Source organism: Microbacterium sp. USHLN272 (genome assembly GCF_037149655.1).
GTDB classification, from domain to species: Bacteria; Actinomycetota; Actinomycetes; order Actinomycetales; family Microbacteriaceae; genus Microbacterium; species Microbacterium galbinum.
On record NZ_JBBCRA010000001.1, the window covers coordinates 2117870 to 2143718 of the forward strand.

21 protein-coding genes, 2 tRNA genes and 1 pseudogene are annotated in these 25849 nt (G+C 66.1%); 10 read left to right on the forward strand and 14 right to left on the reverse strand.

Going from position 1 to position 25849, the window contains the following annotated elements; genetic code table 11:
• Positions 1-86 precede the first annotated feature (86 nt).
• From WFJ97_RS10170 to dnaA, 14 genes and pseudogenes are all read right to left on the reverse strand, one after another.
• Positions 87-159 (reverse strand) — tRNA-Ala (locus WFJ97_RS10170).
• A 25-nt stretch (positions 160-184) separates the two neighbouring features.
• Positions 185-258 (reverse strand) — tRNA-Ile (locus WFJ97_RS10175).
• An 85-nt stretch (positions 259-343) separates the two neighbouring features.
• A complete protein-coding gene (locus WFJ97_RS10180) occupies positions 344-1294 on the reverse strand; it encodes a hypothetical protein (protein ID WP_336641401.1) in 951 nt (316 codons plus the stop codon).
• The gene (locus WFJ97_RS10185) at positions 1291-1980 is read right to left on the reverse strand and encodes a LuxR C-terminal-related transcriptional regulator (RefSeq protein ID WP_247624043.1); all 690 of its coding nucleotides are present in this window, start codon (positions 1978-1980) and stop codon (positions 1291-1293) included. The genes WFJ97_RS10180 and WFJ97_RS10185 overlap by 4 nt, the downstream gene beginning before the upstream one ends.
• Positions 1968-3236, reverse strand: coding sequence for a sensor histidine kinase (locus WFJ97_RS10190; RefSeq protein ID WP_336641402.1), 1269 nt, complete (start codon positions 3234-3236; stop codon positions 1968-1970). The genes WFJ97_RS10185 and WFJ97_RS10190 overlap by 13 nt, the downstream gene beginning before the upstream one ends.
• A 128-nt stretch (positions 3237-3364) precedes the next feature.
• The gene (locus WFJ97_RS10195; protein WP_247624045.1) at positions 3365-3769 is read right to left on the reverse strand and encodes a DUF3566 domain-containing protein; all 405 of its coding nucleotides are present in this window, start codon (positions 3767-3769) and stop codon (positions 3365-3367) included.
• On the reverse strand, positions 3766-6324 hold the full coding sequence (gene gyrA, locus WFJ97_RS10200; RefSeq protein WP_247633410.1) for a DNA gyrase subunit A: 2559 nt from the start codon (positions 6322-6324) through the stop codon (positions 3766-3768). Before gyrA ends, WFJ97_RS10195 begins: the two co-directional genes overlap by 4 nt.
• Positions 6325-6401: 77 nt before the next feature.
• Positions 6402-8486 carry a DNA topoisomerase (ATP-hydrolyzing) subunit B gene (gene gyrB / locus WFJ97_RS10205; protein WP_336641403.1) on the reverse strand — a complete coding sequence of 695 codons (2085 nt, stop codon included), beginning with the start codon at positions 8484-8486 and terminating at the stop codon, positions 6402-6404.
• Positions 8487-8604: 118 nt separating this feature from the next.
• A complete protein-coding gene (locus tag WFJ97_RS10210; RefSeq protein WP_336641404.1) occupies positions 8605-9132 on the reverse strand; it encodes a DUF721 domain-containing protein in 528 nt (175 codons plus the stop codon).
• The gene (gene recF, locus WFJ97_RS10215; RefSeq protein WP_336641405.1) at positions 9129-10307 is read right to left on the reverse strand and encodes a DNA replication/repair protein RecF; all 1179 of its coding nucleotides are present in this window, start codon (positions 10305-10307) and stop codon (positions 9129-9131) included. The genes WFJ97_RS10210 and recF overlap by 4 nt, the downstream gene beginning before the upstream one ends.
• 90 nt (positions 10308-10397) lie before the next feature.
• Complete coding sequence (locus WFJ97_RS10220) at positions 10398-12206, reverse strand: amidase family protein (protein ID WP_336641406.1); 1809 nt, start codon at positions 12204-12206, stop codon at positions 10398-10400.
• A 50-nt stretch (positions 12207-12256) separates the two neighbouring features.
• Complete coding sequence (locus tag WFJ97_RS10225) at positions 12257-13027, reverse strand: cohesin domain-containing protein (RefSeq protein WP_336641407.1); 771 nt, start codon at positions 13025-13027, stop codon at positions 12257-12259.
• 160 nt (positions 13028-13187) lie between these two features.
• The gene (gene dnaN / locus WFJ97_RS10230) at positions 13188-14333 is read right to left on the reverse strand and encodes a DNA polymerase III subunit beta (protein ID WP_247633416.1); all 1146 of its coding nucleotides are present in this window, start codon (positions 14331-14333) and stop codon (positions 13188-13190) included.
• A 515-nt stretch (positions 14334-14848) separates the two neighbouring features.
• Positions 14849-16123, reverse strand: a pseudogene (gene dnaA, locus WFJ97_RS10235) (chromosomal replication initiator protein DnaA); the annotation flags it as partial.
• A 437-nt stretch (positions 16124-16560) separates the two neighbouring features.
• Here dnaA and rpmH point away from each other — a divergent pair.
• The 10 genes from rpmH to WFJ97_RS10285 all read left to right on the forward strand — a co-directional run bounded on the left by rpmH (position 16561) and on the right by WFJ97_RS10285 (position 25847).
• A complete protein-coding gene (gene rpmH, locus WFJ97_RS10240) occupies positions 16561-16698 on the forward strand; it encodes a 50S ribosomal protein L34 (protein ID WP_013584598.1) in 138 nt (45 codons plus the stop codon).
• Between the two features lie 6 nt (positions 16699-16704).
• Positions 16705-17052 carry a ribonuclease P protein component gene (gene rnpA / locus WFJ97_RS10245; RefSeq protein WP_247624054.1) on the forward strand — a complete coding sequence of 116 codons (348 nt, stop codon included), beginning with the start codon at positions 16705-16707 and terminating at the stop codon, positions 17050-17052.
• Entirely contained in the window at positions 17049-17399 is a 351-nt protein-coding gene (gene yidD / locus WFJ97_RS10250) for a membrane protein insertion efficiency factor YidD (RefSeq protein WP_247624055.1), read from the forward strand. Before rnpA ends, yidD begins: the two co-directional genes overlap by 4 nt.
• 3 nt (positions 17400-17402) lie before the next feature.
• Positions 17403-18467 carry a membrane protein insertase YidC gene (gene yidC, locus WFJ97_RS10255; RefSeq protein WP_336641408.1) on the forward strand — a complete coding sequence of 355 codons (1065 nt, stop codon included), beginning with the start codon at positions 17403-17405 and terminating at the stop codon, positions 18465-18467.
• Positions 18467-18958 (forward strand): Jag family protein, encoded by a 492-nt coding sequence (locus WFJ97_RS10260; protein ID WP_247624057.1) that lies wholly within the window; start codon positions 18467-18469, stop codon positions 18956-18958. Before yidC ends, WFJ97_RS10260 begins: the two co-directional genes overlap by 1 nt.
• Before the next feature lie 31 nt (positions 18959-18989).
• On the forward strand, positions 18990-19616 hold the full coding sequence (gene rsmG, locus WFJ97_RS10265; protein WP_336641872.1) for a 16S rRNA (guanine(527)-N(7))-methyltransferase RsmG: 627 nt from the start codon (positions 18990-18992) through the stop codon (positions 19614-19616).
• A 174-nt stretch (positions 19617-19790) separates the two neighbouring features.
• Positions 19791-20189, forward strand: coding sequence for a GNAT family N-acetyltransferase (locus WFJ97_RS10270; protein ID WP_336641409.1), 399 nt, complete (start codon positions 19791-19793; stop codon positions 20187-20189).
• A 2162-nt stretch (positions 20190-22351) separates the two neighbouring features.
• Entirely contained in the window at positions 22352-23275 is a 924-nt protein-coding gene (locus WFJ97_RS10275) for a ParA family protein (RefSeq protein ID WP_442928408.1), read from the forward strand.
• Complete coding sequence (locus tag WFJ97_RS10280) at positions 23275-24252, forward strand: ParB/RepB/Spo0J family partition protein (protein WP_336641411.1); 978 nt, start codon at positions 23275-23277, stop codon at positions 24250-24252. Before WFJ97_RS10275 ends, WFJ97_RS10280 begins: the two co-directional genes overlap by 1 nt.
• A 146-nt stretch (positions 24253-24398) precedes the next feature.
• Positions 24399-25847 carry a sugar porter family MFS transporter gene (locus WFJ97_RS10285; RefSeq protein ID WP_336641412.1) on the forward strand — a complete coding sequence of 483 codons (1449 nt, stop codon included), beginning with the start codon at positions 24399-24401 and terminating at the stop codon, positions 25845-25847.
• Positions 25848-25849: the final 2 nt, after the last annotated feature.

Consider the following 25849-nt stretch of genomic DNA (forward strand, 5'->3'; position numbering starts at 1 on the left):
AAAGTTCTTAACAGAGTTGTTAACACCTGTGGAAACGAGAAGGCCCCGCACTCGGCGGGGCCTTCTCGAACTGTCTCAACACAGTGTGGAGCCTAGGAGATTCGAACTCCTGACATCCTGCTTGCAAAGCAGGCGCTCTACCAACTGAGCTAAGGCCCCGAGGGGTATTTCTTGAGTTGATGTGTGGGCCCACCAGGACTTGAACCTGGGACCTCTTCATTATCAGTGAAGCGCTCTAACCACCTGAGCTATGGGCCCGTCAACCTCCGAAACTTTACCGGAGATTCGCCGAAACTCCCAATCGAGCGCGGGGACCCGGGCGAGTCCCCGCGCTCATGGGCGATCAGCGGCCCGGACGGATCGTCACGCCACCGGCCGAGAGCGAGACCTCGATGCTGCGTCGGGCGCTCGCGGACTGCTCGACCCGAGCATCGAGGGACCCGGCGTCGACGCTCTGGGTGATGTCGTACGCGACATCCGGCACCGTGAGGTCGACCGAGCCCGCGCTCACCTCGACCGTCGTCCGCGTCGGGGCGGTTCCGGTCAGTTCGACATTGAGTTCTCCGGCCGAGACGCTCAGCGATGCGTCGTCGACGTCGGCGAGGACGATGTCGGCACGGCCCGCGCTCATGTCGACCGCCAGAGCGGTCGCCGACCCTTCGACATCGAGCGCCCCCGCGCTCACGTCGATGTCGAGAGCACCGAAGTCACCGACGACGTCGAGGCTTCCGGCGTCGAGCGTCAGGTCGGCGTCGATCGCGTCGGTGCGAAGAGTCTCCGGCAGGGTCAGCACGGCGACCTCGCCCTCACGGCCCCAGTCGCCGAACCACCAGTCCCAGCGGTTGTCGGGACTGCGCACCACCAGTTCGTCACCGTCGCGCTCGATGGTCCAGTCCGGGCCACGGCGGTTCGAGATGGAGAGTTCCGCCTGATCGACGTCGCCGAACTCCACACGCATGCTGCTGGCATCGGCGTCGACGCTGAGCGAGTCGATGCCGTCGACGTCGATGCCCTGCACGGTGTCACCACCTGCGTTGCTCGCGACACTGACGTTGCTCATCGCGCCGATCGCCGCCGTCCCCGCCGTACCGACGAGGGCGATTCCACCGACCACCGCGGTGACGATCGCGATCGCGGTCACCCCGCCCGATCGTGCACCGGTACCGGCCGGCCCGCCGGACGCGGTCGGCGGAGGCGTGGGCGGAACGGATGCCGTCGGCTGGGGCGGCTCGGACGCCGGCGGGGGAGTGAGCGGGGTGTGTCCGCCCTGGTGGTCGTTCTGGTCGGTGCTCATCGCGCCGCTCCGTTCTGGGTGGCCGGCGGGATGGGACCGCCGGTGTTCTCGATGTGGGCGAGGGCGGCGAGCACGCGGCGGTTTCCCGACTCGTCCTGCTCGAACCCGAGTTTCTGGAAGATGGAGGTGATGTGCTTCTCGACGCTCGCCTCCGAGACGAAGAGGAGTCCGGCGATCGCCTGGTTCGACTTGCCCTCCGCGATCAGCGCCAGCACGGTGCGTTCGCGCTCGGTGAGCCGCAGCATCCGATCGTCGCGATTGCGCCGCGTGAGCAGCTGCGCCACCACCTCGGGGTCGAGCACGGTCGCGCCCTCGGCGATGCGCTGCACCGACTGGAGGAACTCGGCGACATCGGCGACCCGGTCCTTGAGCAGGTAGCCCAGCGGGCCGCCCTGCGCGGCGATCAGATCGGAGGCGTAGCGCTCCTCGACGTACTGCGAGAGCACGAGGAGGGCGAGCGACGGATGCGTCGACCGCAGTCCGAGCGCCGCACGGATGCCCTCGTCGGTGAACGTCGGGGGCAGGCGCACGTCGAGGATGCAGAGTTCCGGATCCGTCGTCGCGACCGCCTCGGTGAGTCCCGAGGTGTCGGGGAGTGCCGCGACGACCTCGTGGCCGGCGTCCTCGAGCAGACGCACGAGACCTTCGCGCAGCAGGACCGAGTCCTCGCAGATCAGGATGCGCATGGCACGTTCACCTCCAGGCTGGTCGGGCCGCCCTGCGGGCTCTCGAGGCGGAAGGTCCCTCCCGCAGCGAGCACGCGGTTGGCGATCCCGTCGAGTCCGCCACCGGGCTGCACCTGCGCGCCGCCCATGCCGTTGTCCTCGACGCGGGCCCAGAGCGTGTTGCCCTCGCGGATCCGCACCGTCACTCGCGCTTCGCTGGCCCGCGAGTGCTTCGCGGCGTTGGTCAGCGACTCGGCGATCGAGAAGTACACGGCCGCCTCCGCCTCACGACTGCATCGTCCGTCCATGCGGACGTCGAGCGAGACCGGGATGTGCGAGCGACCGGCGAGTGCCGACAGGGCCGCGTCGAGTCCCCGGTCGTCGAGCACCGAGGCGTGGATGCCGCGGGCGAGCTGTCGGAGTTCGGTGATGGCGGCCTTCGTGGACGTGTGCGCCTCGGCGATCAGTTCCTTCGCCGCATCGGGATCGGTCTCGATCTTCTGCTGAGCGAGCCCGAGCGTCATGCCGACCGAGACGAGTCGCGGCTGGACGCCGTCGTGCAGGTCTCGTTCGATGCGGGTGCGTTCGACGTCGGCGGCCCGCACGGCTCCCTCACGCTGCGCGGTGGTCGTGCGCACCTGCTCGGTGAGTTCGGCCTCACGGCTGCGCACCACGATCGCGAGCGACAGTGTGCGGTGGAGAAGGGCGAGACCGATCATGCCGGCGACCGACGCGGCGATCCCGAGGATGCCGACGAGCGGTGCCCAGGCGACGAGCAGTGCGCCACCGCCGAACGGGCCGACCACCGATTCCGCGGAGGTGAGGGGCGCGAAGGAGATCACGACCGACCACGCGAACGCGGCGGCGAGACGCAGCACGATGAAGCCCAGCAACACGGCGATCGCGAAGTTCGCGAGCGCGCGCCACATGCGTCCGTCGATCGTCTGGCGGCCGAGAGCACGAAGCCACCCGCCGAAGCCGGGCCGTTCGCGCGGCCGCAGACGCAGCGGCGCGATCGGTGTGCGGTAGAGCGCGCTCACCCGGGCGACCTCGAACCAACCGACGCCGAAGAGCGCGTAGACCAGGCCGACGAGGAAGACCAGCCCGATGCCGAAGGCGAAGAGCAGTCCGAGGCCGGTTCCGAGTATCCCGATGAGGGTCGCGTTGATGATGCCGCCGATGACGCCCACTCCCGCGAGATGCAGGATGGTGAGCGGGATCCTCAGCGGCGGCTTCACGGCCGTCGCCTGCGGCGGGGTCGCAGTCTGTGTCGTCATGATTCCAAGGTACGGGCGCGCAGATCGCGCCGACACCGAGGAACCCGGACACCTGGGTTCGGGTTTTCCCTACCCCGCGAACGACGAAGGGGCGGATGCCGCAGCATCCGCCCCTTCATGAAAATCGGTCAGTTCGACATGAAGCCGACGAGCAGGCCGCCGGTGACCTTCACCGCGAGGTTGTAGATACCCGCGATCACGGCGCCGAGCACCGTGAAGACGATGAGGTTGAGGATCGCCACGACGGCAGCGAAGGCCATCACCTGCGGAAGTCCGACGACCTCGGTGAGCTTGAACGCGTTGTCGGTGATGCCCGCGAGGAACGAATCGGCCGTGGTCAGCACGTTCGTCGCCTGCAGCACGAGGTAGATCAGGAAGAACGACACCATCGTGACGACCGCGAGGGCCACAGCTCCGAGGAAGGAGAGCTTCACGGCCGACCAGAAGTCGACGTAGACCAGGCGCAGGCGAACCTGCTTGCCACCGGTCTTACGGGTGGATTTCTTCGCGAGCTTGTCGGCTACCGTGCTCATGCGTCCGTGCTCTCCTCGGGGGTCTCTGTCGTCTCGGTGACGTCTGCTGCGGCATCCGCCTCATCCGTGTCGTCTTCGTCGGAGAGGCCACGTTCGCCGTTGCGGGCGATCGCGAGGATCCGGTCGGCTTCCGTCGTCCGGGCGAACACCACTCCCATGGTGTCTCGGCCCTTGGCGGGCACCTCGGCCACGGCAGAGCGTACCACCTTGCCGCTGGACAGAACCACAAGGACCTCGTCGTCTGCGGAGACGATCAGACCACCCGCGAGAGTGCCCCGATCGTCGTGCAGCTTGGCCACCTTGATGCCGAATCCGCCGCGTCCCTGGACGCGGTATTCCTCGACCGCCGTGCGCTTCGCGTACCCGCCGTCGGTGACGACGAACACGAATCGGCCGGGGGCGGCGACGGATGCCGAGAGCAGACTGTCGCCCTCGCGGAACTTCATGCCCTTCACACCCGCGGTCGCTCGACCCATCGGACGCAGCGCCTCATCGGTGGCCTGGAAGCGCACCGACATGCCCTTGCGGCTGATGAGGAGGATGTCGTCCTCGGCATCGACCAGCAGAGCGCCGACCAGTGCATCGTCGTCGTTCAGGCGGATCGCGATGACGCCGCCCTGACGGTTGGTGTCGTATGCCTCGAGGCGGGTCTTCTTGACGAGACCGTTGTGCGTGGCGAGCACCAGGTACTCGGCGACCGCGTAGTCGCGGATGTCGAGGATCTGAGCGATGCTCTCGTCGGGCTGCATCGCCAGCAGGTTCGCGACGTGCGTGCCCTTCGCATCGCGGCCGGCCTCGGGAACCTCGTAGGTCTTGGCGCGGTAGACGCGACCCTTGTCGGTGAAGAACAGCAGCCAGTGGTGCGTCGTCGTGACGAAGAAGTGCTCGACGATGTCATCCGCTCGCAACTGGGCGCCCTTGATGCCCTTGCCGCCGCGGTGCTGGGAGCGGTAGTTGTCGCTGCGCGTGCGCTTGATGTAGCCGTCGCGCGTGACGGTGACGACCATCTCCTCCTCGGCGATGAGGTCTTCCATCGAGACGTCGCCGTCGTAGCCGTGCAGAATGTGCGTGCGGCGCTCGTCACCGAACTTGTCGACGATGCCGGTGAGCTCTTCGCGGATGATCGTGCGCTGACGGCCCTCGTCGGCGAGGATCGCCTTGTAGTCCGTGATGAGCGCTTCGAGCTCGTTCGCCTGATCGATGATCTTCTGACGCTCGAGCGCGGCGAGACGACGGAGCTGCATCTGCAGGATCGCCTCGGCCTGGATCTCATCGATGTCGAGGAGCTTCTGGAGTCCCTCGTTCGCCTCCTGCGTGGTCTGCGACCGGCGGATGAGCGCGATGACCTCGTCGAGAGCGTCGAGCGCCTTCAGATATCCGCGCAGGATGTGCATCCGCTTCTCGGCCTCGTTGAGGCGGAACTGCGTGCGACGCACGATCACTTCGATCTGGTGCGCGATCCAGTGGCTGATGAAGCCGTCGATCGCGAGGGTGCGGGGCACGCCGTCGACGATCGCGAGCATGTTCGCGCCGAAGTTCTCCTGCAGCTGCGTGTGCTTGTACAGGTTGTTGAGCACGACCTTGGCGACGGCATCGCGCTTGAGCACGACGACCAGTCGCTGACCCGTGCGGTCGGAGGACTCGTCGCGGATGTCGGCGATGCCCGTGATCTTGCCGTCGCGGGCGAGGTCGCCGATCTTGACCGCGACGTTGTCGGGGTTCACCTGGTACGGCAGCTCGGTGATGACCAGGCACGTACGACCCTGGATCTCCTCGACGTTGACGACGGCGCGCATCGTGATCGATCCGCGGCCGGTGCGGTACGCCTCGTGGATGCCCTTGGTGCCGAGGATCTGCGCGCCGGTCGGGAAGTCCGGGCCGGGAACGCGCTGGATCAGGCCGTCGAGCAGTTCTTCGCGGGTGATGTCGGGGTTGTCGAGGGCCCAGAGCGCGGCCTCCGACACCTCGCGCAGGTTGTGCGGCGGGATGTTCGTCGCCATACCGACCGCGATACCGACCGAGCCGTTGACGAGGAGGTTCGGGAACCGGGCCGGGAGGACCGTCGGTTCCTGGGTCTGACCGTCGTAGTTGTCGGTGAAGTCGACCGTGTCCTCTTCGATGTCGCGCACCATCTCGAGCGCGAGCGGGGCCATCTTGGTCTCGGTGTATCGCGGGGCGGCGGCTCCCATGTTGCCGGGCGACCCGAAGTTGCCCTGGCCGAGTGCCAGCGGGTACCGCAGCGACCACGGCTGCACGAGACGGACGAGGGCGTCGTAGATCGCCGAGTCACCGTGCGGGTGGTACTGACCCATGACCTCGCCGACGACACGGGCGCACTTCGAGAACGACTTGTCGGGGCGGAATCCGCCGTCGTACATGCCGTAGATCACGCGGCGGTGCACCGGCTTGAGGCCGTCGCGCACATCCGGCAGCGCGCGGCCGACGATCACGGCCATCGCGTAGTCGAGGTAGCTGCGCTGCATCTCCGACTGCAGGTCGACCTGGTCGATCCGGCCGTGGTCGTGCTCGGGGACGGGGCGTTCTTCGTCAGTCATGTGGTTTTCGATTCCGGTCGTTCAGTCTTGTCGAAGCATCCGGGACCCTTCGACAAGCTCGGGGACCCAGGGTGGCGTCAGATGTCGAGGAAGCGGACGTCCTTGGCGTTGCGCTGGATGAAGGTACGGCGCGATTCGACGTCCTCACCCATCAGCACGCTGAAGATCTCATCGGCGGCCGCGGCATCCTCGATCGTCACCTGACGGAGGGTGCGGGTGGAGTGATCCATCGTGGTCTCCCACAGCTCCTTGGCGTTCATCTCGCCGAGACCCTTGTAGCGCTGGATGCCCGCATCCTTCGGGATGCGCTTGCCGTTGTCGAGGCCGTACTTGAGCAGCGCATCGCGCTCGTCATCGCTGAACACGTACTCGTGCGGCGAATTCGACCACTTCAGGCGGTACAGCGGCGGCATCGCGAGGTACACGAAGCCGGCCTCGATGAGTCCGCGCATGTAGCGGAACAGCAGGGTGAGCAGCAGCGTCGTGATGTGCTGGCCATCGACGTCGGCATCCGCCATCAGGACGATCTTGTGATAGCGGGCCTTCTCGATGTCGAAGTCCTCGCCGATGCCCGTGCCGAAGGCCTGGATCATCGCCTGGACCTCTTTGTTGCCGAGGGCCTTGTCGAGGCGCGCGCGCTCGACGTTCAGGATCTTGCCGCGGAGCGCCAGGATCGCCTGCGTGTGCGGGTCGCGACCCTGCACCGCGGAACCGCCTGCCGAGTCACCCTCGACGAGGAAGATCTCGCTGATCGATGGGTCCTTGCTCGTGCAGTCCTTGAGCTTGTCGGGCATCGCGGCCGACTCGAAGACGCTCTTGCGACGCGCGGTCTCACGCGCCTTTCGAGCCGCCAGGCGCGCGGTCGCCGCATCGATCGCCTTGCGGATGACGTTCTTCGCCTGGCTCGGGTTGCGCTCGAACCAGTCGCCGAGCTGATCGCCGACGACCTTCTGCACGAACGCCTTCGCCTCGGTGTTGCCGAGCTTGGTCTTGGTCTGTCCCTCGAACTGCGGCTCGCCGAGCTTGATCGAGATGACGGCGGTGAGCCCCTCGCGCACGTCGTCGCCCGAGAGGTTGTCGTCCTTCTCCTTGAGCAGGTTGTTCGCGCGCGCGTACTTGTTGACCAGGGTGGTCAGTGCGGCGCGGAAGCCCTCTTCGTGCGTTCCACCCTCGTGCGTGTTGATGGTGTTCGCATAGGTGAAGACGTTCTCGGTGTACGAGGTGGTCCACTGCATCGCGACCTCGAGCGAGATCTTGCGCTCGGTGTCCTCGGACTCGAACGCGATGATCTCCTCGGTGACGACCTCGGCGTGACGCACCTTGTTGAGGTACTCGACGTAGTCGACGAGTCCGCGCTCGTAGAAGAAGACGTCGCCGGGCTGCTTCTCGATCGTCTGCCCGTTCTCCTCGATCTCGTAGGTCGAGGACGGACGCTCGTCGCTCAGCTCGATGCGGAGTCCCTTGTTGAGGAACGCCATCTGCTGGAAGCGCGTGCGCAGGGTGTCGTAGTCGTACTCGGTCGTCTCGGTGAAGATCGATCCGTCGGCCCAGAAGGTGATCGCGGTTCCGGTCTCGTCGGTCGCCTCGCCCTTCTCGAGCTGCTGCTGCGGGGCGCCGCCGTCGGCGAAGCTGTGCCGCCAGACGAAGCCCTTCTGCTTGACCTCGACCTCGAAGCGCGTCGACAGCGCGTTCACGACCGAGGAGCCGACACCGTGCAGACCGCCCGAGACGGCGTAGGCGCCGCCGCCGAACTTGCCACCGGCGTGCAGGATCGTGAGCACCACCTCGACGGTCGACTTGGTCGGGTCGGAGGAGTGCGGATCCACGGGGATGCCGCGGCCGTTGTCGACCACGCGCACGCCGCCGTCGGCGAGGAGGGTGACCAGGATCGTGTCGGCGTAGCCGGCCAGCGCCTCATCGACCGAGTTGTCGACGATCTCGTAGACCAGGTGGTGCAGACCGCGCGGACCGGTGGACCCGATGTACATGCCGGGGCGCTTGCGCACGGCCTCGAGGCCCTCGAGGATCTGGATCGAGTCGGCCCCGTATTCGGGGAGATCGCCCGCGGGTGCGTTCGATGTTCCTCCGGTCGCACTCGTCGAAGGGTCGGGGGTTCCCCCGGTGGTCGATTCGGACTCGTCGGCGGGGGATTCAGGCGTCATCAGAAGACATTCTCCACATCGATATTGCGAACTCCCAGTCTAGCCGGGTTTTCTCTCGAAATATCGCTCAACGGCCGCGTGTGGGCCTCTGAGAGGTTTTACCCCCTTGCATGGTGCCCTACCCGTAGGTATCGCGCGGGCCCCGCCCTGGAACGACTCTGGGACCCCATTTCCAGGAGGGGACGTCCGGTCCGATGAAGCGGAGGTTCTCGACGCCGGCATCCGGATACCGTCGTCCGATCTCGGTGAGGATGGTCGCCCGCATGTACTGCAGGTTCTTCGCCCACGCCGTGGAATCGCACTTCACCGTCAGCAGCCCGCGCTCCAGCGAGACCGGTTCCGAGTGCTTCGCGGTGTCGGCGCCAGCGAGATCGGCCCATTGCCGCACGAGGTCTTCCCGGGCGAGGGTGATCTGCCAACCGGAGTCGCGGCTGAGCTTGTCGAGCACGGCACCGAGGGCACCGGGGTCGCGGCCGGGAGCGAACGGGGCGTTCTCGTCGTCGATCGAGACGCGCTTCTTCTTGCGCCAGTTCTTGGCGCTGGGCTTGAGTCCCCGCAGACGCAGATAGGTCGCCACCGTCTCGGGCGCTTCGGGAGCGGAGGCCTCGGAAGCCGGGAGGGATGCCGGATTCACGATGTCGTTCATTCGTCGCCCCCCGACCGCTCGTCGCTGATGGTTCCCGCGGTGATCCGCACGACGTGCGCATGCAGCACCTCGGGGATATCCTCCTCCACGGCCGCGGTCACCACCACCTGCTCGTAGCCCGCGGTGAGCGCAGCGAGCCGCTGACGACGGTCGGCATCGAGCTCGGCGAAGACGTCGTCGAGGATCAGCACCGGGTCGCCGGCCGGGGATTCGCTGCGCAGCAGCTCGGCCGAGGCGAGACGCAGCGCGAGCGCGACGGACCAGGATTCGCCGTGCGAGGCGTAGCCCTTCACCGGGAGCGAGCGGACGCGCAGCACCAGATCGTCTCGATGCGGACCCGTCAGCGTGAGACCGCGATCGAGCTCGTTCGAGCGCTTCGACGCGAGCGACGCGCGGAACTGCTCGGCGACGGCCGCCGGCGTCACGGCATCCTCGGACGCGGTGGCGGCATCGTCTTCGTCTTCTTCGGGATCCCCGCCGCGGATCGACAGCGCCCACTCGAGCTGGGGTCGATGATCGGCACCCGCGATCGCGGCGTACGCATCGGCGACCGGTTGCTGCAGGTCGTTGGCCAGGCGCTGGCGCGTGACGATGATCTCGGAGCCGAGCGCGACCAGCTTGTCGTCCCAGACGTCGAGAGTGCTCAGTCCCTCACCCCGGATGCCGCGGGCCCGGGCCGACTTCAGCAGCGCGTTGCGCTGCTTGAGCACACGGTCGTAGTCCGCGAGCACGGCGGCGAGGCGAGGCGTGCGCTGGATGAGCAGCTGGTCGACGAAACGGCGGCGCGACGACGGGTCGCCACGCACGATCTGAAGATCCTCCGGGGCGAAGAGCACGACGTGCGCGTAACGCGGCAGCTCGTTGGTCTTCGACGGGGAGCCGTTGATGCGCGCCTTGTTCGAGCCCTGTCGATTCACCTGGACCTCGGCGAGCACCTTGCGCTCGCCGTGCGAGAGTCGCGCACGGATGATCGCGAACTCCTGTCCGTCGCGCACCATGGGGGCGTCGGACGAGACCCGGTGCGAGCCCAGGGTGGCGAGGAAGACCACGGCTTCGGCGAGATTCGTCTTTCCCTGCCCGTTCCGGCCGACCAGGACGTTCGGTCCGCGGTGCAGAGCGAGTTCGGCGGTCGCGTAATTGCGGAAATCCACCAGACTCAGATGCTCCACGATCACGGAGTCAGCCTACCTTCGGGGTCCGACATCTTCCCCGGCGGAGCCGGACCGGCGACTGCCCGAGCTGTTCGAGCAGTCGCCGGTCGTGGATCACGGCAGCGGGCCGTAGAGCGACGGCGCCGTGCGGGCATCCGTCGCCTGCTCGAACGCGTACGCCAGACCGAGGAGGGTTCCCTCGTCGAAGTCGCGTCCGAGGAACTCGAGGTTCACGCCGCTGCCGGGCAGCGTCTCACCCGCGATCGTCTGCCCCATCGGCACGGTGACCGACGGCATCCCGGTGTTCGGGCTCAGCCGCATGTTGGTCCCCTGGGTCCCGTAGGCGTTCGTGCTCGGATAGACGATCGCGTCGAGGTCGAGATCCTCCATCATCTGCGTCACGAGCGTCTTGCCGGCCGCGAGCTGCACGGTGTGCGTACCGGTCTCGCCCGCCCAGCCCTCGTAGGTCGCGTCCGTGACCGCATTGCGCGCCACGTAGATCGACCGCCGGGAGGTGACGAAGCTGTTCGTCGCGAGGATGTCCGTGAGAGTGCGCGCCTCGACATCGGGGCCGAGATGCGTGGCGATGTACTCATCGAGATCGTGGAGGAACTCGTTCGTCGACCCGGAGCCCTCGTTCAGGACGGCGGAGAACCCGGACGGAGGAGTGATCGGCACCACGGTCGCGCCCTGCGCGGTCAGCGCTGCGGTCGCCTCGGAGAAGAGTCGCACGGTGCCGGCGTTGGTTCCCACCATCGACGGGACGTAGCCGATCCGCGCGCCCTGGAGCGCATCCGCGTCGAGGAACGAGGTGTACGACTCGGGCACGAGGCCCTCCTGTCGTGCGGTGACGGGATCGGCGTCATCGACTCCCACCACCGCGTCGAGAGCGACGGCGGCATCGATGACGGAACGAGCCATCGGCCCACCGGTGTCCTGCGAGAGGGCCAGCGGGATGATGCCGTCGCGGCTGGCCAGACCCACCGTGGGGCGGACACCCACGAGCTGGTTGTACGACGACGGGACTCGGATCGACCCACCCGTGTCGGTGCCGAAGCCGATGCCCGCGAGGTTCGCGGAGATCGCGGCTCCCGTGCCACCGCTGGATCCGCCGGCCGTCCGGGTGGTGTCGTACGGGCTCGCCACGAGTGACGTCGCTCCCGGCTCCTGGAACGAGGAGAACTCCGAGACGAATCCGTAGGCGAACTCGTCGAGGCTGGCCTTCGCGAGGATCACGGCGCCGTCGCTGCGGAGTCCGCTGACCATCGACGCGTCGGTCGCGGTCTGGTTCTCGTTCCAGCAGGCGCATCCACCGGTGGTGACCATGTCGACCGTGTCGTAGTTGTCCTTCAGCGCGATCGGCACGCCCAGCAGCATGCTCGTCATGCCGTCGGATGCTCGGATCTCGTCGGCCGCAGCCGCATCGGCGAGGGCCTTCTGGTTCACCGTGATGATCGAGTTGAGCGGACGGCTTCCGCCGGGCACGACCGTGCGGTCGTACGCGGCGATCCGGTCGAGGTATTCCTGCGTGATGCTCTGGGAGGTCGCGACTCCCGCATTCATCGCGGCCTGCATGTCGATCACGGATGCTTCGACGAGCTCGAAGGGACCGTCGTCGTAGATGATCCGCTGCGAGAGATCGGCGAGATCGAGGATCGTGAGCTCGCCGTCGGCATCGGTATCGAGGACGGCCACTCGGGACCAGTCCGGCGACGACGCCGTGAGACCGAGGGATTCGGCGGCGATGGACAGATCCGCGGCCGTCACCATCTCGTCACCGGTCACGTCGAGCTCGCTGTAGTACGGCGGGAGGCTGACGGTGGCCGGTGCCGCCGTCGCTGCTCCGCTCGCCATCCCAGCCGCGACGATCGTGGAACCCACGACCGAGACGGCGGCGACGATCCGCAGTGTGGTCTTCTTCACAGTGGTGTCTCTCCTGGTTCTCGGCTTCTCTGCTCGGGTGTCGTGCGCGGTCATCGGGTCCTCCGTCGAACGGCGATGACGGTGCCCGCCGCGATCGCGGCGATGGCTCCTGCACCGAGGATCAGCCAGGGTGCGGCATCCGCACCCGTGACGGCGAGCGAGCCGTCCGTCGTCGTGCCCGATCCGGAACCGGAACCGGAACCCGAACCCGATCCGGTGTCGGGATCGCCGCCATCGGAGCCACCATCGGAGCCTCCGTCACCGGGGCCCGGCTCGGTGTCCTCATCGGCGGTGATCTCCACCGTCGTCGACGTGCCCGGCGCATCGGAATCGACCGTCGACGATGCGGTGCTCGAGTCGACGATGCGTCCGTTGGCGATGTCGAGCGAGGCGTCACCCGCCTCGAGTGCGGTGAAGGTGAGTGTGACCAGGGTCTGCGTGCCGGTCAGACCGGGGGAGGTGCCGAGCCGGGTGGCGGCGACCGCGATCTCACTGCCCGAGTCGGTCGCCGATCCGAAGCCGCCGGTCGGGAGGATCTCGCTGTCGGCGACGAACGCGAGCAGGTCGGGGTCGTAGGCGATGTCGAGCTCGTACGCGTAGGCGTCGACCAGGCCGGTGAACACCGCGCTGACGGTGATCGTGTCACCGACGGACACCGACGTCGGAGCGGCGGTGAGAGTGGCGGTTTCGTAGGAGTCGGGCACCACCACGGCCGAGGCGGGTGATGCCGCACCGAACGCGAGCAGCGTCGCGGCCGTGAATGCGACGCCGGATGCGAGCGCTCGCAACCGGCGGAATCGGGCAGGGGGGATCTCGGGCATGCGGAGCGTCTTTCGTCTGGAGAGACGAGCTCGGCTGCACGACTACGCGGAGCAGCCGTGCTCAGGGGGTACGGCTGACTCTCGCAGTCGGGTGTTTCGCACTCTGAGCGCTGCGGTTTCCGGCGCGTAACGGCCGGATCCGGGACTCAGCGCAGGGGGCTCAGCGCAGCAGGAGGTTCGGCTGCAGGAGGTACTTGAACGAGTCGAGACCCGCCTGGTCGACCGAGGTCTGGCTCGTGATCAGCACCGGGCTGAGCTTGTTGGCGTTGTCGCTCGAGGTGAACGTGACGCGCACGAACTCGCTCTTCACGGCACCGAGCGCCTCGATCAGGTACTGCGGGTTGAGGCCGAGCACGACCTCTTCGCCACCGGAGAGGATCGCGTCGACCGACTCGGAGGCGCGAGCGTGCTCGCTGCCCGAGGCATCCATCGTCACGCTGTCGCTCGAGAACGTGAACCGCAGCGGAGCCGCGCGATCGAGCACGAGGGCGACACGACGCACGGCCTCGATGAGGTCGGCGGTGTTGACGACCGCGTAGTGGTCGGTCTGCTCGGGGAACAGGCGGCGCACGGGCGGGAAGTTGCCCTTGATCAGCAACGAGGTCACGGTCTTGTTGCCCGCGGTGAACGCGATGATCTCGCGATCGCCGGCACCCGAGAACGCGATCTGGATGGTTCCGGCGTGGCCGAAGGTCTTCCCGACCTCGACGAGCGTGCGGGCGGGGACGAGTGCGGTCTGATCCGCAGCGGATTCGCCGTCCCACGGCACGTCTCGGAGCGATACGCGGTAGCGGTCGGTCGCGACGAGACTCAGACTCTGGCCCGATACCTCGAGCTGCACACCCGTGAGGACCGGGGTGACGTCGTCACGCGAAGCGGCGAAGCCGACCTGGGCGATCGCGGTACCGAAGTCGTCGGCCGGGACGACACCGGAGGAGCCGGCGACCTCGGGGATCGACGGGTACTCCTCGACGGGCATGGCCGCAAGGGTGAATCGGGCGGATCCGCAGGTGACCGTGATGCCGCCGTCTTCCTCGACCGCGATCTCGATCGGAGCGTTCGGCAGACGGCTGGCGATGTCGGAGAGCAGACGGCCGTGCACGAGGATCGTGCCGGGGGTGTCGACGGTGGCCTCGATCGTGGTGCGGGCGGATGCCTCGTAGTCGAAGGCCGAGAGGGTCAGACCTGAACCGTCCGCCTCGATCAGCACTCCGGCGAGGATCGGCTGCGGGTTGCGCTGCGGCAGCAGCTTGACGACGAACGACACTGCCTCGCTGAAGACATCGCGGTTGACCTGAAACCTCACGGGTGCTCCCTTGTCGTCGATCTAGGACGGTGTCGTCGGTACTGCTGCGAGGTGGGCCCACCGCAGGGCTTCCCATGCTAGCCCCACACTCCTTCGGATCCCTACGCCGACGGGAATCTGTCGTTCGGGGTGGTTCTCCCCACCGTCTGGTGATCGGATCGCGCCTTAACCGGGTTAACTCCTTAACGGTGTTAACAGCTGTGGATACTGTGGATAACTCGGTGGATAGTAGTCGCGAGTAGGGAACTACACGCTTGTCAGTTGTGGAATCCCTGAGGAAACCGCGGGTTCGAGGCATCCGACCGTCCGATCCGTCCCCCGAAGTTATCCACAGGTTTGGGTCTTCGGACCCCATTCATCCCGATGTGATTCACAACCATCCACAAGTTATCCACATGTGCATAGAGGCATTTATCGGATACCGCAGATCGTCGTCAAGTCCGAAAAAAGGGGGACACGACCCGCGAACGGATGCCGTGTCGCCCTTGTCGAGGCGCTGATTGCGGTGCGAGCGGTCAGCGTCGACCGAGCTGCGTGGTGATCTCGGTCACCTGGTTGTAGATGGAGCGACGCTCCTTCATGAGGTCGCTGATCTTCTTGTACGCGTACATCACCGTGGTGTGATCGCGGTTGCCGAACAGTTGACCGATCTTCGGCAGCGAGAGACTCGTGCGCTCCCGGCAGAGGTACATGGCGATCTGACGCGCCGTCGCGATCTGCTGCGAGCGGCTCGATCCGTACAGGTCGTCGACCGTGAGCTTGAAGTACTGAGCGGTCGCCGTGATGATGTCGGTCGGCGAGATGATGTTGTCCTCCGCCGTGTCGACGATGTCTCGCAGCACGGTCTGGGCGAGGGAGATGTCGAGCGCCGAGCGGTTCAGGCTCGCGAAGGCCGAGACGCGGATGAGTGCGCCCTCGAGTTCCCGGATGTTCGACGACACCACGGTCGCGATGTACTCGAGCACCTCGTCGGGGATGTGGAGGGCCTCGCTCTGCGCCTTCTTGCGCAGGATGGCGATACGCGTCTCGAGGTCGGGCGCCTGCACGTCGGTGATCAGACCCCACTCGAAGCGGCTGCGCATGCGGTCCTCGAAGCCGGTGAGGTGCTTCGGCGCGACATCGCTCGTGATCACGACCTGCTTGTTGTGGTCGTGGAGGGTGTTGAAGGTGTGGAAGAACGCTTCCTGCGTCTCGGCGCGACCCTGCAGGAACTGGATGTCGTCGATGAGGAGGATGTCGACCTCGCGGTAGCGCGCCTGGAACGCGGCGCCGCGGTTGTTCGCGATCGAGTTGATGAAGTCGTTCGTGAACTCCTCGCTCGAGACGTAGCGCACCTTGACCCCCGCATAGAGGGATTGTGCGTAGTCGCCGATCGCGTGGAGGAGGTGGGTCTTGCCCAGCCCCGAGTCGCCGTAGATGAAGAGCGGGTTGTACGCCTTGGCCGGCGCCTCGGCCACGGCGACCGCCGCCGCGTGCGCGAAACGGTTGGACTGACCGATGACGAAGTTGTCGAACGTGTACTTGGGGTTGAGGCGTGACTCGTGGCGCAGCGGAGTGGGCTGCTCCATCGGCGACTCGACGCGAACGTTCTCCTGTCGCCCGAAGTCGGCGACGGCGATGGGGGCGGTGGGCTGCTCGGCGAGCTCGTGGTTCACCACGACGCGGAAGGAGGTGACCTCTTCACCGATGTGGGTGAGGGCCTCCATGATCGGCAGCCGCAGACGCTTGTTGATCTGTGCGGCGGTGAGGTCGTTGGGCACCTCGAGGTAGAGGGTGGCCGACATGACCCCTGCCGGGACGGCGAGACTCAGGAAGCCCTGCAGCTGCGGCGTGACCCGATCGTCATCGACCAGCAACTCCTGCACCGTGGTCCAGATCGGGACGTCGGGCTGGGCAGGTGAGGACATGACGCTCCGGGCGGGGATCGGTGAGGGGCTGCGAGACGCGGGTCGCCCCTGTGGATAACTACGGATGCCAACGGTAGTCATCGCAGCCGGGAACGGCAACCTGCCCTGAAAAATCAACGCGCGTGTTGTGTCACGCCCGGCGTTCGAGGTTGTGGATAATGGCTGTGCGGTACTCACCGATCCACCGCGGCGAAGCGCGCAGATTTGCTCTGTGCGCCGCCGCGACGTACCCTTAGTCGGTTGACTTATGCCTTTTCGGCAGTTCCCAAAATTGTCTCCGGTCGCAGTGAATCCGGTGGCAGCATTCCCGGAGTGATCTTATGAGCAAGCGCACCTTCCAGCCCAACAACCGTCGTCGCGCCAAGAAGCACGGCTTCCGCGCCCGTATGCGTACCCGTGCGGGTCGTGGCATCCTCGCCGCGCGTCGTGCGAAGGGCCGCACCGAGCTCTCCGCGTAATCCGCTGTGCTCGCCCGCGCCTATCGGCTGACCCGCGGGAGCGACTACCGGTTGGTCGTTCGTCGCGGTTCACGCTGTGGCGGGGCGCGCGTCATCACCTCGATGATGACGACGGATGAGAGCAGGGCCGCGCGTTTCGGCTTCATCATCAGCAAGCAGGTCGGCGGGGCGGTGGTTCGAAACACCGTCCGGCGTCGACTGAAAGCTGTGTGCGCCGAAGCGCTGTCGCGCGTACCCCAGGGCACGGATGTCGTCATCCGTGCCCTTCCGTCGTCCGCGACCGCGACCTACGCCGAGCTCCAGGCCGATGTCGAGCGCTGCTTCTCCCGACTCGCACCGACGGACGCGCGATGACCGCGCTGCCGGCATCCTCCATCGGGACGGGACACCTGCACACGGGTGACCTGATGCGCAGCATCCCGTTGATCCCGCGCAATCTCGTGCTCGGGTTCCTCACCGGGTACCGCAAGGTGATCTCCCCGATGTACGGAGATGTCTGTGCGTACTACCCGTCCTGTTCGGCTTACGCTGTAGGTGCGGTGCAACAGCACGGTGCCGTGCGGGGAACACTGCTCTCGGCATGGCGCATCCTCCGTTGCAATCCCTGGACCCGCGGGGGCGTCGACGACGTGAAACCGCACGAACACTTCCGCCACGACCTGACCGCCCATGGTTTCGTCGTTCCCGCTCGAAAGGACTGACCGGTGGGTCTCGACCTTCTGTTCGCCAGCGTCTCACCGTCGCCGGCCCCCTCCTCCGGAGGTTTCGATCTGATCGGAACCATCCTCTGGCCGCTCAAGTGGCTGGTCGAGCTGGTGCTCGTCGCCTGGCACTGGCTGTTGACCGCCGTCGGCCTGCCAGCAGCGTCGGGCATCACCTGGGTCCTGTCGATCGTCGGTCTCGTCATCGTGGTGCGTGCTGCTCTGATCCCGCTCTTCGTGAAGCAGATCAAGAGCCAGCGAAAGATGATGGAAATCGCTCCTGAACTGCGGAAAGTCCAGGAGAAGTACAAGGGCAAGCGCGACCAGCTCAGCCGTGAGGCCATGAGTCGCGAGACGATGGCCCTGTACAAGAAGCACGGCACGACGCCGATGTCGAGCTGTCTCCCGCTCCTCGTGCAGATGCCGGTCTTCTTCTCGCTCTTCAGCGTGCTCAGCGATGTCACCAAGCACCACGCGGCCGGCATCGGCGGTGTGGGCCTGCTCAACGCCGAGCTCACCGAGCAGTTCTACGACGCGAAGCTCTTCGGTGTCGCCTCGCTGCACGAGACGCTGGGCAACGCGGTCGACGCCGGTAACACCACGGCGATCATCATCCTGGTCACGCTCGTCGTGCTCATGATCGGTTCGCAGTTCTTCACCCAGCTGCAGATCATCTCGAAGAACCTGTCGCCCGAGGCCAAGACCGGCCAGGCGTACCAGATGCAGAAGATCATGCTCTACGTTCTGCCGCTGGGCTTCATCTTCTCGGGTATCTTCTTCCCGCTCGGCGTCGTCGTGTACTGGTTCATCTCGAACCTGTGGACGATGGGGCAGCAGTTCCTCGTCATCCGCGAGATGCCGACCCCCGGATCCGAAGCAGCCAAGGCCCGCGAGGAGCGCCTCGCTCGCAAGGGCAAGGCGATCGACTCCTCGGGCAAGGTCGTTCCGATGGCCGCTTACGAGGCCGAGCAGAAGCGTCTGTTCGACGAGGCGGAGAAGGCCAAGGCCGAAGCCCCGAAGCGTCAGCAGCCGGTGGGCAAGAAGCGCGCGAAGAAGAAGGGCTCCTGATGAGCGAGAGCGTGACCGAGAACGTCGAGCCCACGGTGGCCGAGCTCGAGAACGAGGGCGACATCGCCGCGGACTACCTCGAAGAGCTGCTCGACATCGCCGACATCGACGGCGACCTGAATCTCGATGTTCGTCAGGGACGTGCGTACGTCTCGGTCGAGGCGGAGGGCGACGGCCTCACCCTCCTGTCGGCTCCCGATACGGTTCAGGCGCTGCAGGAGCTCACGCGCCTCGCCGTGCAGAGCAAGACCGGATCGTTCTCCCGCCTGATCCTCGACATCGGCGGTTCGCGCGACACGCGTCGTCGTCAGCTCGAGACGCTGGTGGATGCCGCTGCAGCGAAGCTCGACGAGGGTGCGTCTCAGGCGTCGCTGCCCTCGATGTCGAGCTACGAGCGGAAGCTCGTGCACGACATCGCGGCGGAACGTGGACTCGTTTCCGAGTCGTACGGCGAGGGCGCGGACCGTCACACGGTTCTGCGCCGTCGCTGACATCGAACGATCGATGTCGGATGTACTCGGCATGAGTGGGCTCGAGGCGGAACCGGCCGTTGCGGCCACGCTCTTCGGTGATCGGATTGACGCCGCACGTGCCTTCACCGACGCCCTCGCCCGAGAGGGAGAACAGCGTGGTCTGATCGGCCCGTTGGAACTGCCGCGACTGTGGACGCGTCACATTCTGAACAGCGCGATCGCCGCACCTCTCTTCCACGGCCGTGTCGCCGACATCGGCTCTGGAGCGGGACTTCCGGGTCTGGTGCTGGCGATCGCCCGACCGGATGTGCACTGGACCCTCATCGAGCCCATGGAACGACGCGTGACGTGGTTGACCGAGCAGGTCGATGAGCTCGGCCTCGAGAACGTGGAGATCCTACGCGCTCGCGCCGAGGATGTGGGCCGACCCGGCGCCTTCGACGTGGTCACCGCGCGTGCCGTCAGCGCTCTGCGCACACTGCTCCCTCTCACTGCCCCGCTCGTGCGCGATGGGGGAGAGGTGACTCTCCTCAAGGGGATGAACGCGGCGAACGAGATCGACGCCGCGCAGAAGCAGATCAAGAAGTACAAGCTCAGCGACGTGCGAGTGGAGGTGCTCGGTGAGGGCGTTCTCCCGGAGATCACCCGCGTGATCCGGGCCTTCGTACGCGCCTGAGCGGCGATGTTTCACGTGAAACATCAGCATCGCTGAGGGAGGCTCTGGCCCAAGGTCGACGATGTTTCACGTGAAACGTCGCGCGGATTCGGTTTAGATCAGAGTGTTCGCGGTCGGGAGGGTATCGACATGGGCTGGGCGTTGCGTACGAGCACATCGACCGATGCGGCGTGGATGGCCGAGCTGCGCGCCGTGGTGATGCGTCCAGATCTCGAGCGACTCGACAGGTACGACCCGACCTGGGTGCGTGAACGCTTCCTGAGGGCTTTCGTGCCGGAGAGCACCTGGGTCATCGTCCTCGATGGGCGCGACGTGGGATCCGTTGCCGTTCGCGACGAGCCGGATGCCGTATGGATCGAGCACTTCTATCTGGACCCGAACGTGCAGGGCAAGGGTGTGGGGACTGCGGTGCTCACTCACCTTCTCGAGAAGCATGACACCGGGCTCCCTTTGCGCCTGAATGTGCTGCAGGGGAGTGCCGCTCGGCGCCTCTACGAGCGTCATGGATTCAGGCTCGAGAATGAGGATGCCGTGGACGTCTTCATGGTTCGTGGGGGAGTGGGGTCTTCGTAGTTCTGCTGTTTCACGTGAAACGTCGGTGACTGCTTTCGTGCGTTTCTTGTAGGTGTGGAGGCGGCGTACTCCCTTCGTTCGCAGAGCGGGGACCCTCCCGCTTCGCGGGCCCCTCCCGATGCTCACTCCCGGGAGCACGCCACCTCCACACAGTGGCTTGTAGGCCTGTGCGAGCGGTAGGAACCGGGCGCTGACGGCCTCTGGACATTTGTGTTTCACGTGAAACATCGTTCTCGATGAAGATCGTCGTCTCCACTGCGAAGACGTTGGGAGTGGCAGGGTTGGTCGGTTGGGTTGCGGCTCTTGAGTACTTCCCGCTCGTTGAGGAGAGCTTGAGGCGTTGCTGCTTCGAGAGCTCGTGCCGATGCTCAGGTGAGGGAGCGGCACCAACCTCACGCAATCTGGTGCAGCAGCGCGCGGAGGGCGAGTGCGTCTAGGGGCTGATGGTGTCGGGTGGCTTTGTTTCACGTGAAACATCTGGGTCAGAGAGCCCGATCAGAGGGTTCGAGCTAGCTGGTGCGCAGCGGTGGTGTTCCCTTCGTTTGTGACTTCGTTCGCTTCTTCTTGTTTCAGGTGGTCCGCTCGCGCAGTAATGGCGGGGGTTCGCCGGCCCGCGGGTCGCGCGACGTTAGGTCCCGGAGCACCCAGTTACCTCTGCAGTCCACATCACCTGTCGTTGCGCGTTGCGCCGTTCTCGGGGAGCTGGGGCGATGTTCCACGTGAAACATGCGGTGCTGCGGACGGGATAGCGACGAACACAGGACGGGGGGAGGTGCGGGGACCGGTGGCGCTCGTTTCGGCCCTTCGTCTTACTTCCCCTCGCATTGCGCCGCGCCACTTCGCGCCTTCCGCCCCGCCCCGTCCCCATCCGCCCGCCCCGTACCGCCGACAAAACGCTTCCCGACGTGCCCTTCCCCGCGTTCCCCGCGTCCCCCCGGCGTCCCCCTCGTCCGGCTTCGCCTCACTTCGCCTCACTTCGCCTCGCTTGGCCTCGCTTCGTCTTGCTTTGATCAGTCCCGCTTCGCATCATCCCGCTTTGCTTCGCTTCGCATCATCCCGCTTTGCTTCGCTTCGCATCCCCATGCCTCGTTTCGTGCCGGTTTGCCGCGTTTCGTTCCTGTTCCCCGAGTTTCTCCTACGAGGGGAGTGCCGCGTTGCGGGCGACCGCTGGCGGCTGGGGAAGTACCCCAGTTCCATTCGACGGGTGATGATCAAAAGCTCGAAGCGCGGCAGCCTGGGCCCATCTGAACTTGTTTCACGTGAAACATACGATTCCTCATCGCCGAGCCGGCGGCCGGGGACTGGGGAGGAGCGCGGGGAACGTGGCGAGGATTGCGGAGCACGTGGCGAGAGAAGCGGGGAGCGTGGCGAGGGGAGGGGAGAGGGGAGAGGGGAGAGGGGAGTGGGAGAGGGGAGAGGGGAACGGGGGATGGAGCGTGACGAGGGAGGTACTGCGCGGGGGCGCGTAGCTGACTGTTCCTCGCTGGCGGCCCTTCGTCTCGCTTCGCTCGCTCAGGGACCGTGGGCTTCGCCCACCCCGGGCCCGCTAGACACTCATCCCCCTGTGTTTCACGTGAAACGTGTATGCAGCCGCGGCGGCGAACACTGGGCCTGTGCGACTCCGATCAGTCAGGAACCAGCGGGGTCGTCCTCCAGTGAGTATCCATCTACGGCCACAGGAGGGCAGTCGAGCCGTACGGCCAAGGTCCGTCACGCGCCTAGCAGAAGTCACGTCGATCGCAGCCGGCTCCGGTTGTGAGGTCTCGTGCTCATACAGACGCAGGCCCGGCACATCGCGCAGGCTGCAACGCGGAGACCAGACCTATGGCTGTCGACGCTCCCCTCTGGAGCCGACATGTTTCACGTGAAACGCTGAGAAGGATACGGACGCCAACCACCCTTGGTTGAGGCAAACGAGCCGTTTGGAGGTGAAGTACTCCCGGGAGTGAGCATCGGGAGGGGCCCGCGAAGCGGGAGGGTCCCCGTTCTGCGAACGAAGGGAGCGCTTCACCTCCAGACCCCCAGGGACTACTGCACCCCCACACCCCGAAGAGCACCCAGGGAACCCGAGATACAGCCCTCGACAGCCCGAGGAACCCCATCCTCGGCGTTCTGACGTCGGTCCAAGCGATTAGAGTGGAACGCGGCCCCGAAAGGAGTGGATGTTTCACGTGAAACAGTCCGAAAAGGCATCCCCGAGTGAATCATTCGGGATGGATACACCGCTCGCGCGGGAGCTCGCCGACCTGTCAGCTCGACGTCGTGCTCTGGAGTCCACGAAGGTGGAGTTCTCCGGAGAGACGCGGGTGATGACGGTCTCCAACCAGAAGGGCGGGGTCGGTAAGACCACGACCGCGGTGAACGTGGCTTCGGCCCTCGCCGGGCTGGGCGCGAAGGTCCTCGTGATCGACCTCGATCCGCAGGGAAATGCGTCGACGGCGCTCGGAGTCCCGCACAATGCGGAGACCGCGAGCATCTACGACGTCCTGATCGAGGGCACGCCCCTCGCTGAGATCGTTCAGCAGAGCCCCGAGGATGAGAACCTCTTCTGCGCGCCGAGCACGATTCACCTCGCCGGCGCCGAGATCGAACTCGTTGCCCAGGTGGCGCGCGAGCATCGACTGCGTACAGCACTCGACGAGTACCTCAAGAGCACGCCGATGGACTTCGTGATCATCGACTGCCCGCCGTCGCTCGGTCTCCTCACGATCAACGCGTTCACCGCGGCATCCGAGGTGTTCATTCCCATTCAGTGCGAGTACTACGCGCTGGAGGGTCTGAGCCAACTGCTCGGCAGCATCCAGATGATCCAGAAGCACCTGAACCCGGGTCTGCACCTCTCGACGATCCTGTTGACGATGTACGACGGGCGTACCCGCCTGGCGCAGCAGGTGGCTGAAGAGGTGCGCGGTCATTTCCCCGAGCAGGTGCTCGAGACGATGATCCCGCGGTCGGTGCGCGTATCGGAAGCCCCGAGTTTCGGCCAGACGGTGATCGCCTACGACGGTCAGTCCGCCGGCGCGATCGCGTACCGTGAGGCCGCTGTCGAAATCGCGTCGCGTGTGGCGCAGAGCAAGGAGAAATGATGGCGAAGCGCACTGGTCTGGGCCGCGGAATCGGCGCACTCATCCCCACGGCCGATCAGACGGAGCGTCCGGTCGACGTGTTCTTCCCCGGCGCGAGCATCCGTCCGTCGGAGTCGACGACCACGACCGAGGCACCGGCTGAGGGCGCGGATGCTGCGGACCTCACCGTCGTGCCGGGAATCCACCTCGTGCAGGTCGACCCGAACAAGATCGTCGCCAACCCGCGCCAGCCGCGCACCCACTTCGACGCCGATGATCTCGCCGAGCTGGTGCACAGCGTGCGGGAGTTCGGCGTGCTGCAGCCCGTCGTCGTGCGCACCAACTCCGAGGGCGACTACGAGCTGATCATGGGGGAGCGGCGCACGCGCGCCGCTCGGGAGGCCGGCCTCACCGCCATCCCCGCGATCGTGCGCGAGACCGCCGATGAGGATCTGCTGCGCGACGCGCTGCTCGAGAACCTCCACCGTTCCGAGCTCAACCCTCTGGAAGAGGCATCCGCCTACCAGCAGCTGCTCGAGGACTTCGGCATCACGCAGGAGGAACTCGCGACGCGCATCGGTCGTTCCCGTCCTCAGATCAGCAACACGATCCGTCTGCTCAAGCTGCCGGTGCCCGTGCAGCAGCGTGTCGCGGCCGGCGTGCTGACCGCGGGCCACGCCCGCGCGATCCTCAGCCTCGAGACGCCCGAATCGATGCAGCGCCTCGCCGACAAGGTCGTGAACGAAGACCTCTCGGTGCGCGCGACCGAGGAGGCCGCGAAGACGCAGTGGAGCAGTGGCACCAAGACGACGAAGGCGACGCCGGGAGCGCGCCGCGCCTACCTCGACGAGGTCGCCGGCAAGCTCGGGGATCGCCTCAATACGCGGGTCAAGATCTCCCTCGGATCGCGCAAAGGCCAGGTCACGATCGATTTCGCTTCGATCCAGGATCTCAACCGCATCCTCAGTGAGCTCGGCGAGGAGAGCTACGGCAACTGAGCCGGAGCCACCGCAGAGAATCGCGTCGGACCCCCTGAATCTCGGGGAGTCGGGCGCTTTTCTCGTTGACGGCCCTCGATGTCAAGCACCCCCGCGAGATTCTCCGGAGTTCTAGACTCGCTGAGGACGACCCATGGGAGGGCAACATGTCAGCGACAGCATCCGGATCCGGCATCAAGGGGAAGGTGATCGCGATCAGCATCGCCGCGGCCCTCGGCGGATTCCTCTTCGGATTCGACACAGCGGTCATCAACGGCGCGGTGGATGCTCTCGCCGGCAACCAGTCGGGCTTCGACCTCGGCGCCGGCCTCAAGGGCTTCGCCGTCTCGTCGGCCCTCATCGGTTGTGCGGTCGGCGCGTGGTTCGCCGGTCCGCTGGCGAACCGATACGGACGCATCCCCATCATGGTCGCGGCCGCGGTCCTCTTCCTGGTGTCGTCGATCGGTTCCGGTCTGGCCTTCAGCGTCGTCGACCTGATCATCTGGCGCATCGTCGGTGGCCTCGGTGTCGGCGCGGCATCCGTCATCGCGCCGGCGTACATCGCCGAGGTCTCTCCCGCCAGCATGCGCGGTCGACTCGGCTCGCTGCAGCAGCTCGCGATCGTGAGCGGTATCTTCGTCGCCCTGTTGTCCGACGCCCTGCTCGCCGAGGTCGCCGGCGGAGCTGCGGAGTCGCTCTGGGGTCTGTACGCCTGGCGATGGATGTTCATCGCGGAGGCGATCCCGGCGATCGTCTACGGCATCATGGCGCTGAAACTGCCCGAATCCCCGCGCTATCTCGTGCGCAAGGGCGACATCGAGAAGGCATCCGAGGTGCTCACGACCGTCACGGGCACGGTCGATGTGAAGGCCAAGATCTCCGAGATCACCGGCACGATCGACACGGAGAAGAAGGAATCCCTGCGCGACCTGCGCGGCAACCGCTTCGGCCTCAAGCCGATCGTCTGGGTCGGCATCCTGCTGTCGGTCTTCCAGCAGTTCGTCGGCATCAACGTCATCTTCTACTACTCGACGACGCTGTGGCAGTCGGTCGGCTTCGGTGAATCCGAGGCGCTGCTGATCACAGTGATCACCTCCGTCACGAACATCGTGGTGACGATCGTCGCGATCCTGCTCGTCGACAAGGTCGGCCGCCGCATCATGCTGCTCGTCGGATCGGTGGGCATGACGATCTCGCTCGGCCTCATGGCTCTCGCGTTCTCGTTCGGAACCCTCGATTCCGCCGGTGCCGTCACGCTGCCCGAGCCCTGGTCGACCGTGGCGCTGATCTGCGCCAACGCGTTCGTCGTGTTCTTCGGTGCCACCTGGGGTCCGCTCGTGTGGGTGCTGCTGGGCGAGATGTTCCCGAACTCGATCCGCGCGGGCGCCCTCGCGGTCGCGGCGGCGGCGCAGTGGGCGGCGAACTTCTTCATCTCGACGACGTTCCCCGCGTTCGCCAACATCGGCCTGCCGTTCGCCTACGGTTTCTACGCGTTCTTCGCACTGCTGTCGTTCTTCTTCGTGTACTTCAAGGTCGCCGAGACCAAGGGCAAGGAGCTCGAGGACATGAGCGAGGATGTGAAGGTCGAGCGCCGACCGCGTCGCACACGCGCGTAGGC

Bases quoted from the DNA above. Each gene is read 5' to 3' on its own strand.
- rsmG (WP_336641872.1), top strand. From the start codon at position 18,990: ATGAGTGGGCTCGAGGCGGAACCGGCCGTTGCGGCCACGCTCTTCGGT.
- yidD (WP_247624055.1), top strand. From the start codon at position 17,049: ATGACCGCGCTGCCGGCATCCTCCATCGGGACGGGACACCTGCACACG.
- WFJ97_RS10185 (WP_247624043.1), bottom strand. From the start codon at position 1,980: ATGCGCATCCTGATCTGCGAGGACTCGGTCCTGCTGCGCGAAGGTCTC.
- WFJ97_RS10270 (WP_336641409.1), top strand. From the start codon at position 19,791: ATGGCCGAGCTGCGCGCCGTGGTGATGCGTCCAGATCTCGAGCGACTC.
- WFJ97_RS10210 (WP_336641404.1), bottom strand. From the start codon at position 9,132: ATGAACGACATCGTGAATCCGGCATCCCTCCCGGCTTCCGAGGCCTCC.
- WFJ97_RS10280 (WP_336641411.1), top strand. From the start codon at position 23,275: ATGGCGAAGCGCACTGGTCTGGGCCGCGGAATCGGCGCACTCATCCCC.
- WFJ97_RS10285 (WP_336641412.1), top strand. From the start codon at position 24,399: ATGTCAGCGACAGCATCCGGATCCGGCATCAAGGGGAAGGTGATCGCG.
- gyrA (WP_247633410.1), bottom strand. From the start codon at position 6,324: ATGACTGACGAAGAACGCCCCGTCCCCGAGCACGACCACGGCCGGATC.
- gyrB (WP_336641403.1), bottom strand. From the start codon at position 8,486: ATGACGCCTGAATCCCCCGCCGACGAGTCCGAATCGACCACCGGGGGA.
- WFJ97_RS10260 (WP_247624057.1), top strand. From the start codon at position 18,467: ATGAGCGAGAGCGTGACCGAGAACGTCGAGCCCACGGTGGCCGAGCTC.
- WFJ97_RS10275 (WP_442928408.1), top strand. From the start codon at position 22,352: ATGTTTCACGTGAAACAGTCCGAAAAGGCATCCCCGAGTGAATCATTC.
- WFJ97_RS10195 (WP_247624045.1), bottom strand. From the start codon at position 3,769: ATGAGCACGGTAGCCGACAAGCTCGCGAAGAAATCCACCCGTAAGACC.
- rpmH (WP_013584598.1), top strand. From the start codon at position 16,561: ATGAGCAAGCGCACCTTCCAGCCCAACAACCGTCGTCGCGCCAAGAAG.
- WFJ97_RS10225 (WP_336641407.1), bottom strand. From the start codon at position 13,027: ATGCCCGAGATCCCCCCTGCCCGATTCCGCCGGTTGCGAGCGCTCGCA.
- WFJ97_RS10180 (WP_336641401.1), bottom strand. From the start codon at position 1,294: ATGAGCACCGACCAGAACGACCACCAGGGCGGACACACCCCGCTCACT.
- WFJ97_RS10190 (WP_336641402.1), bottom strand. From the start codon at position 3,236: ATGACGACACAGACTGCGACCCCGCCGCAGGCGACGGCCGTGAAGCCG.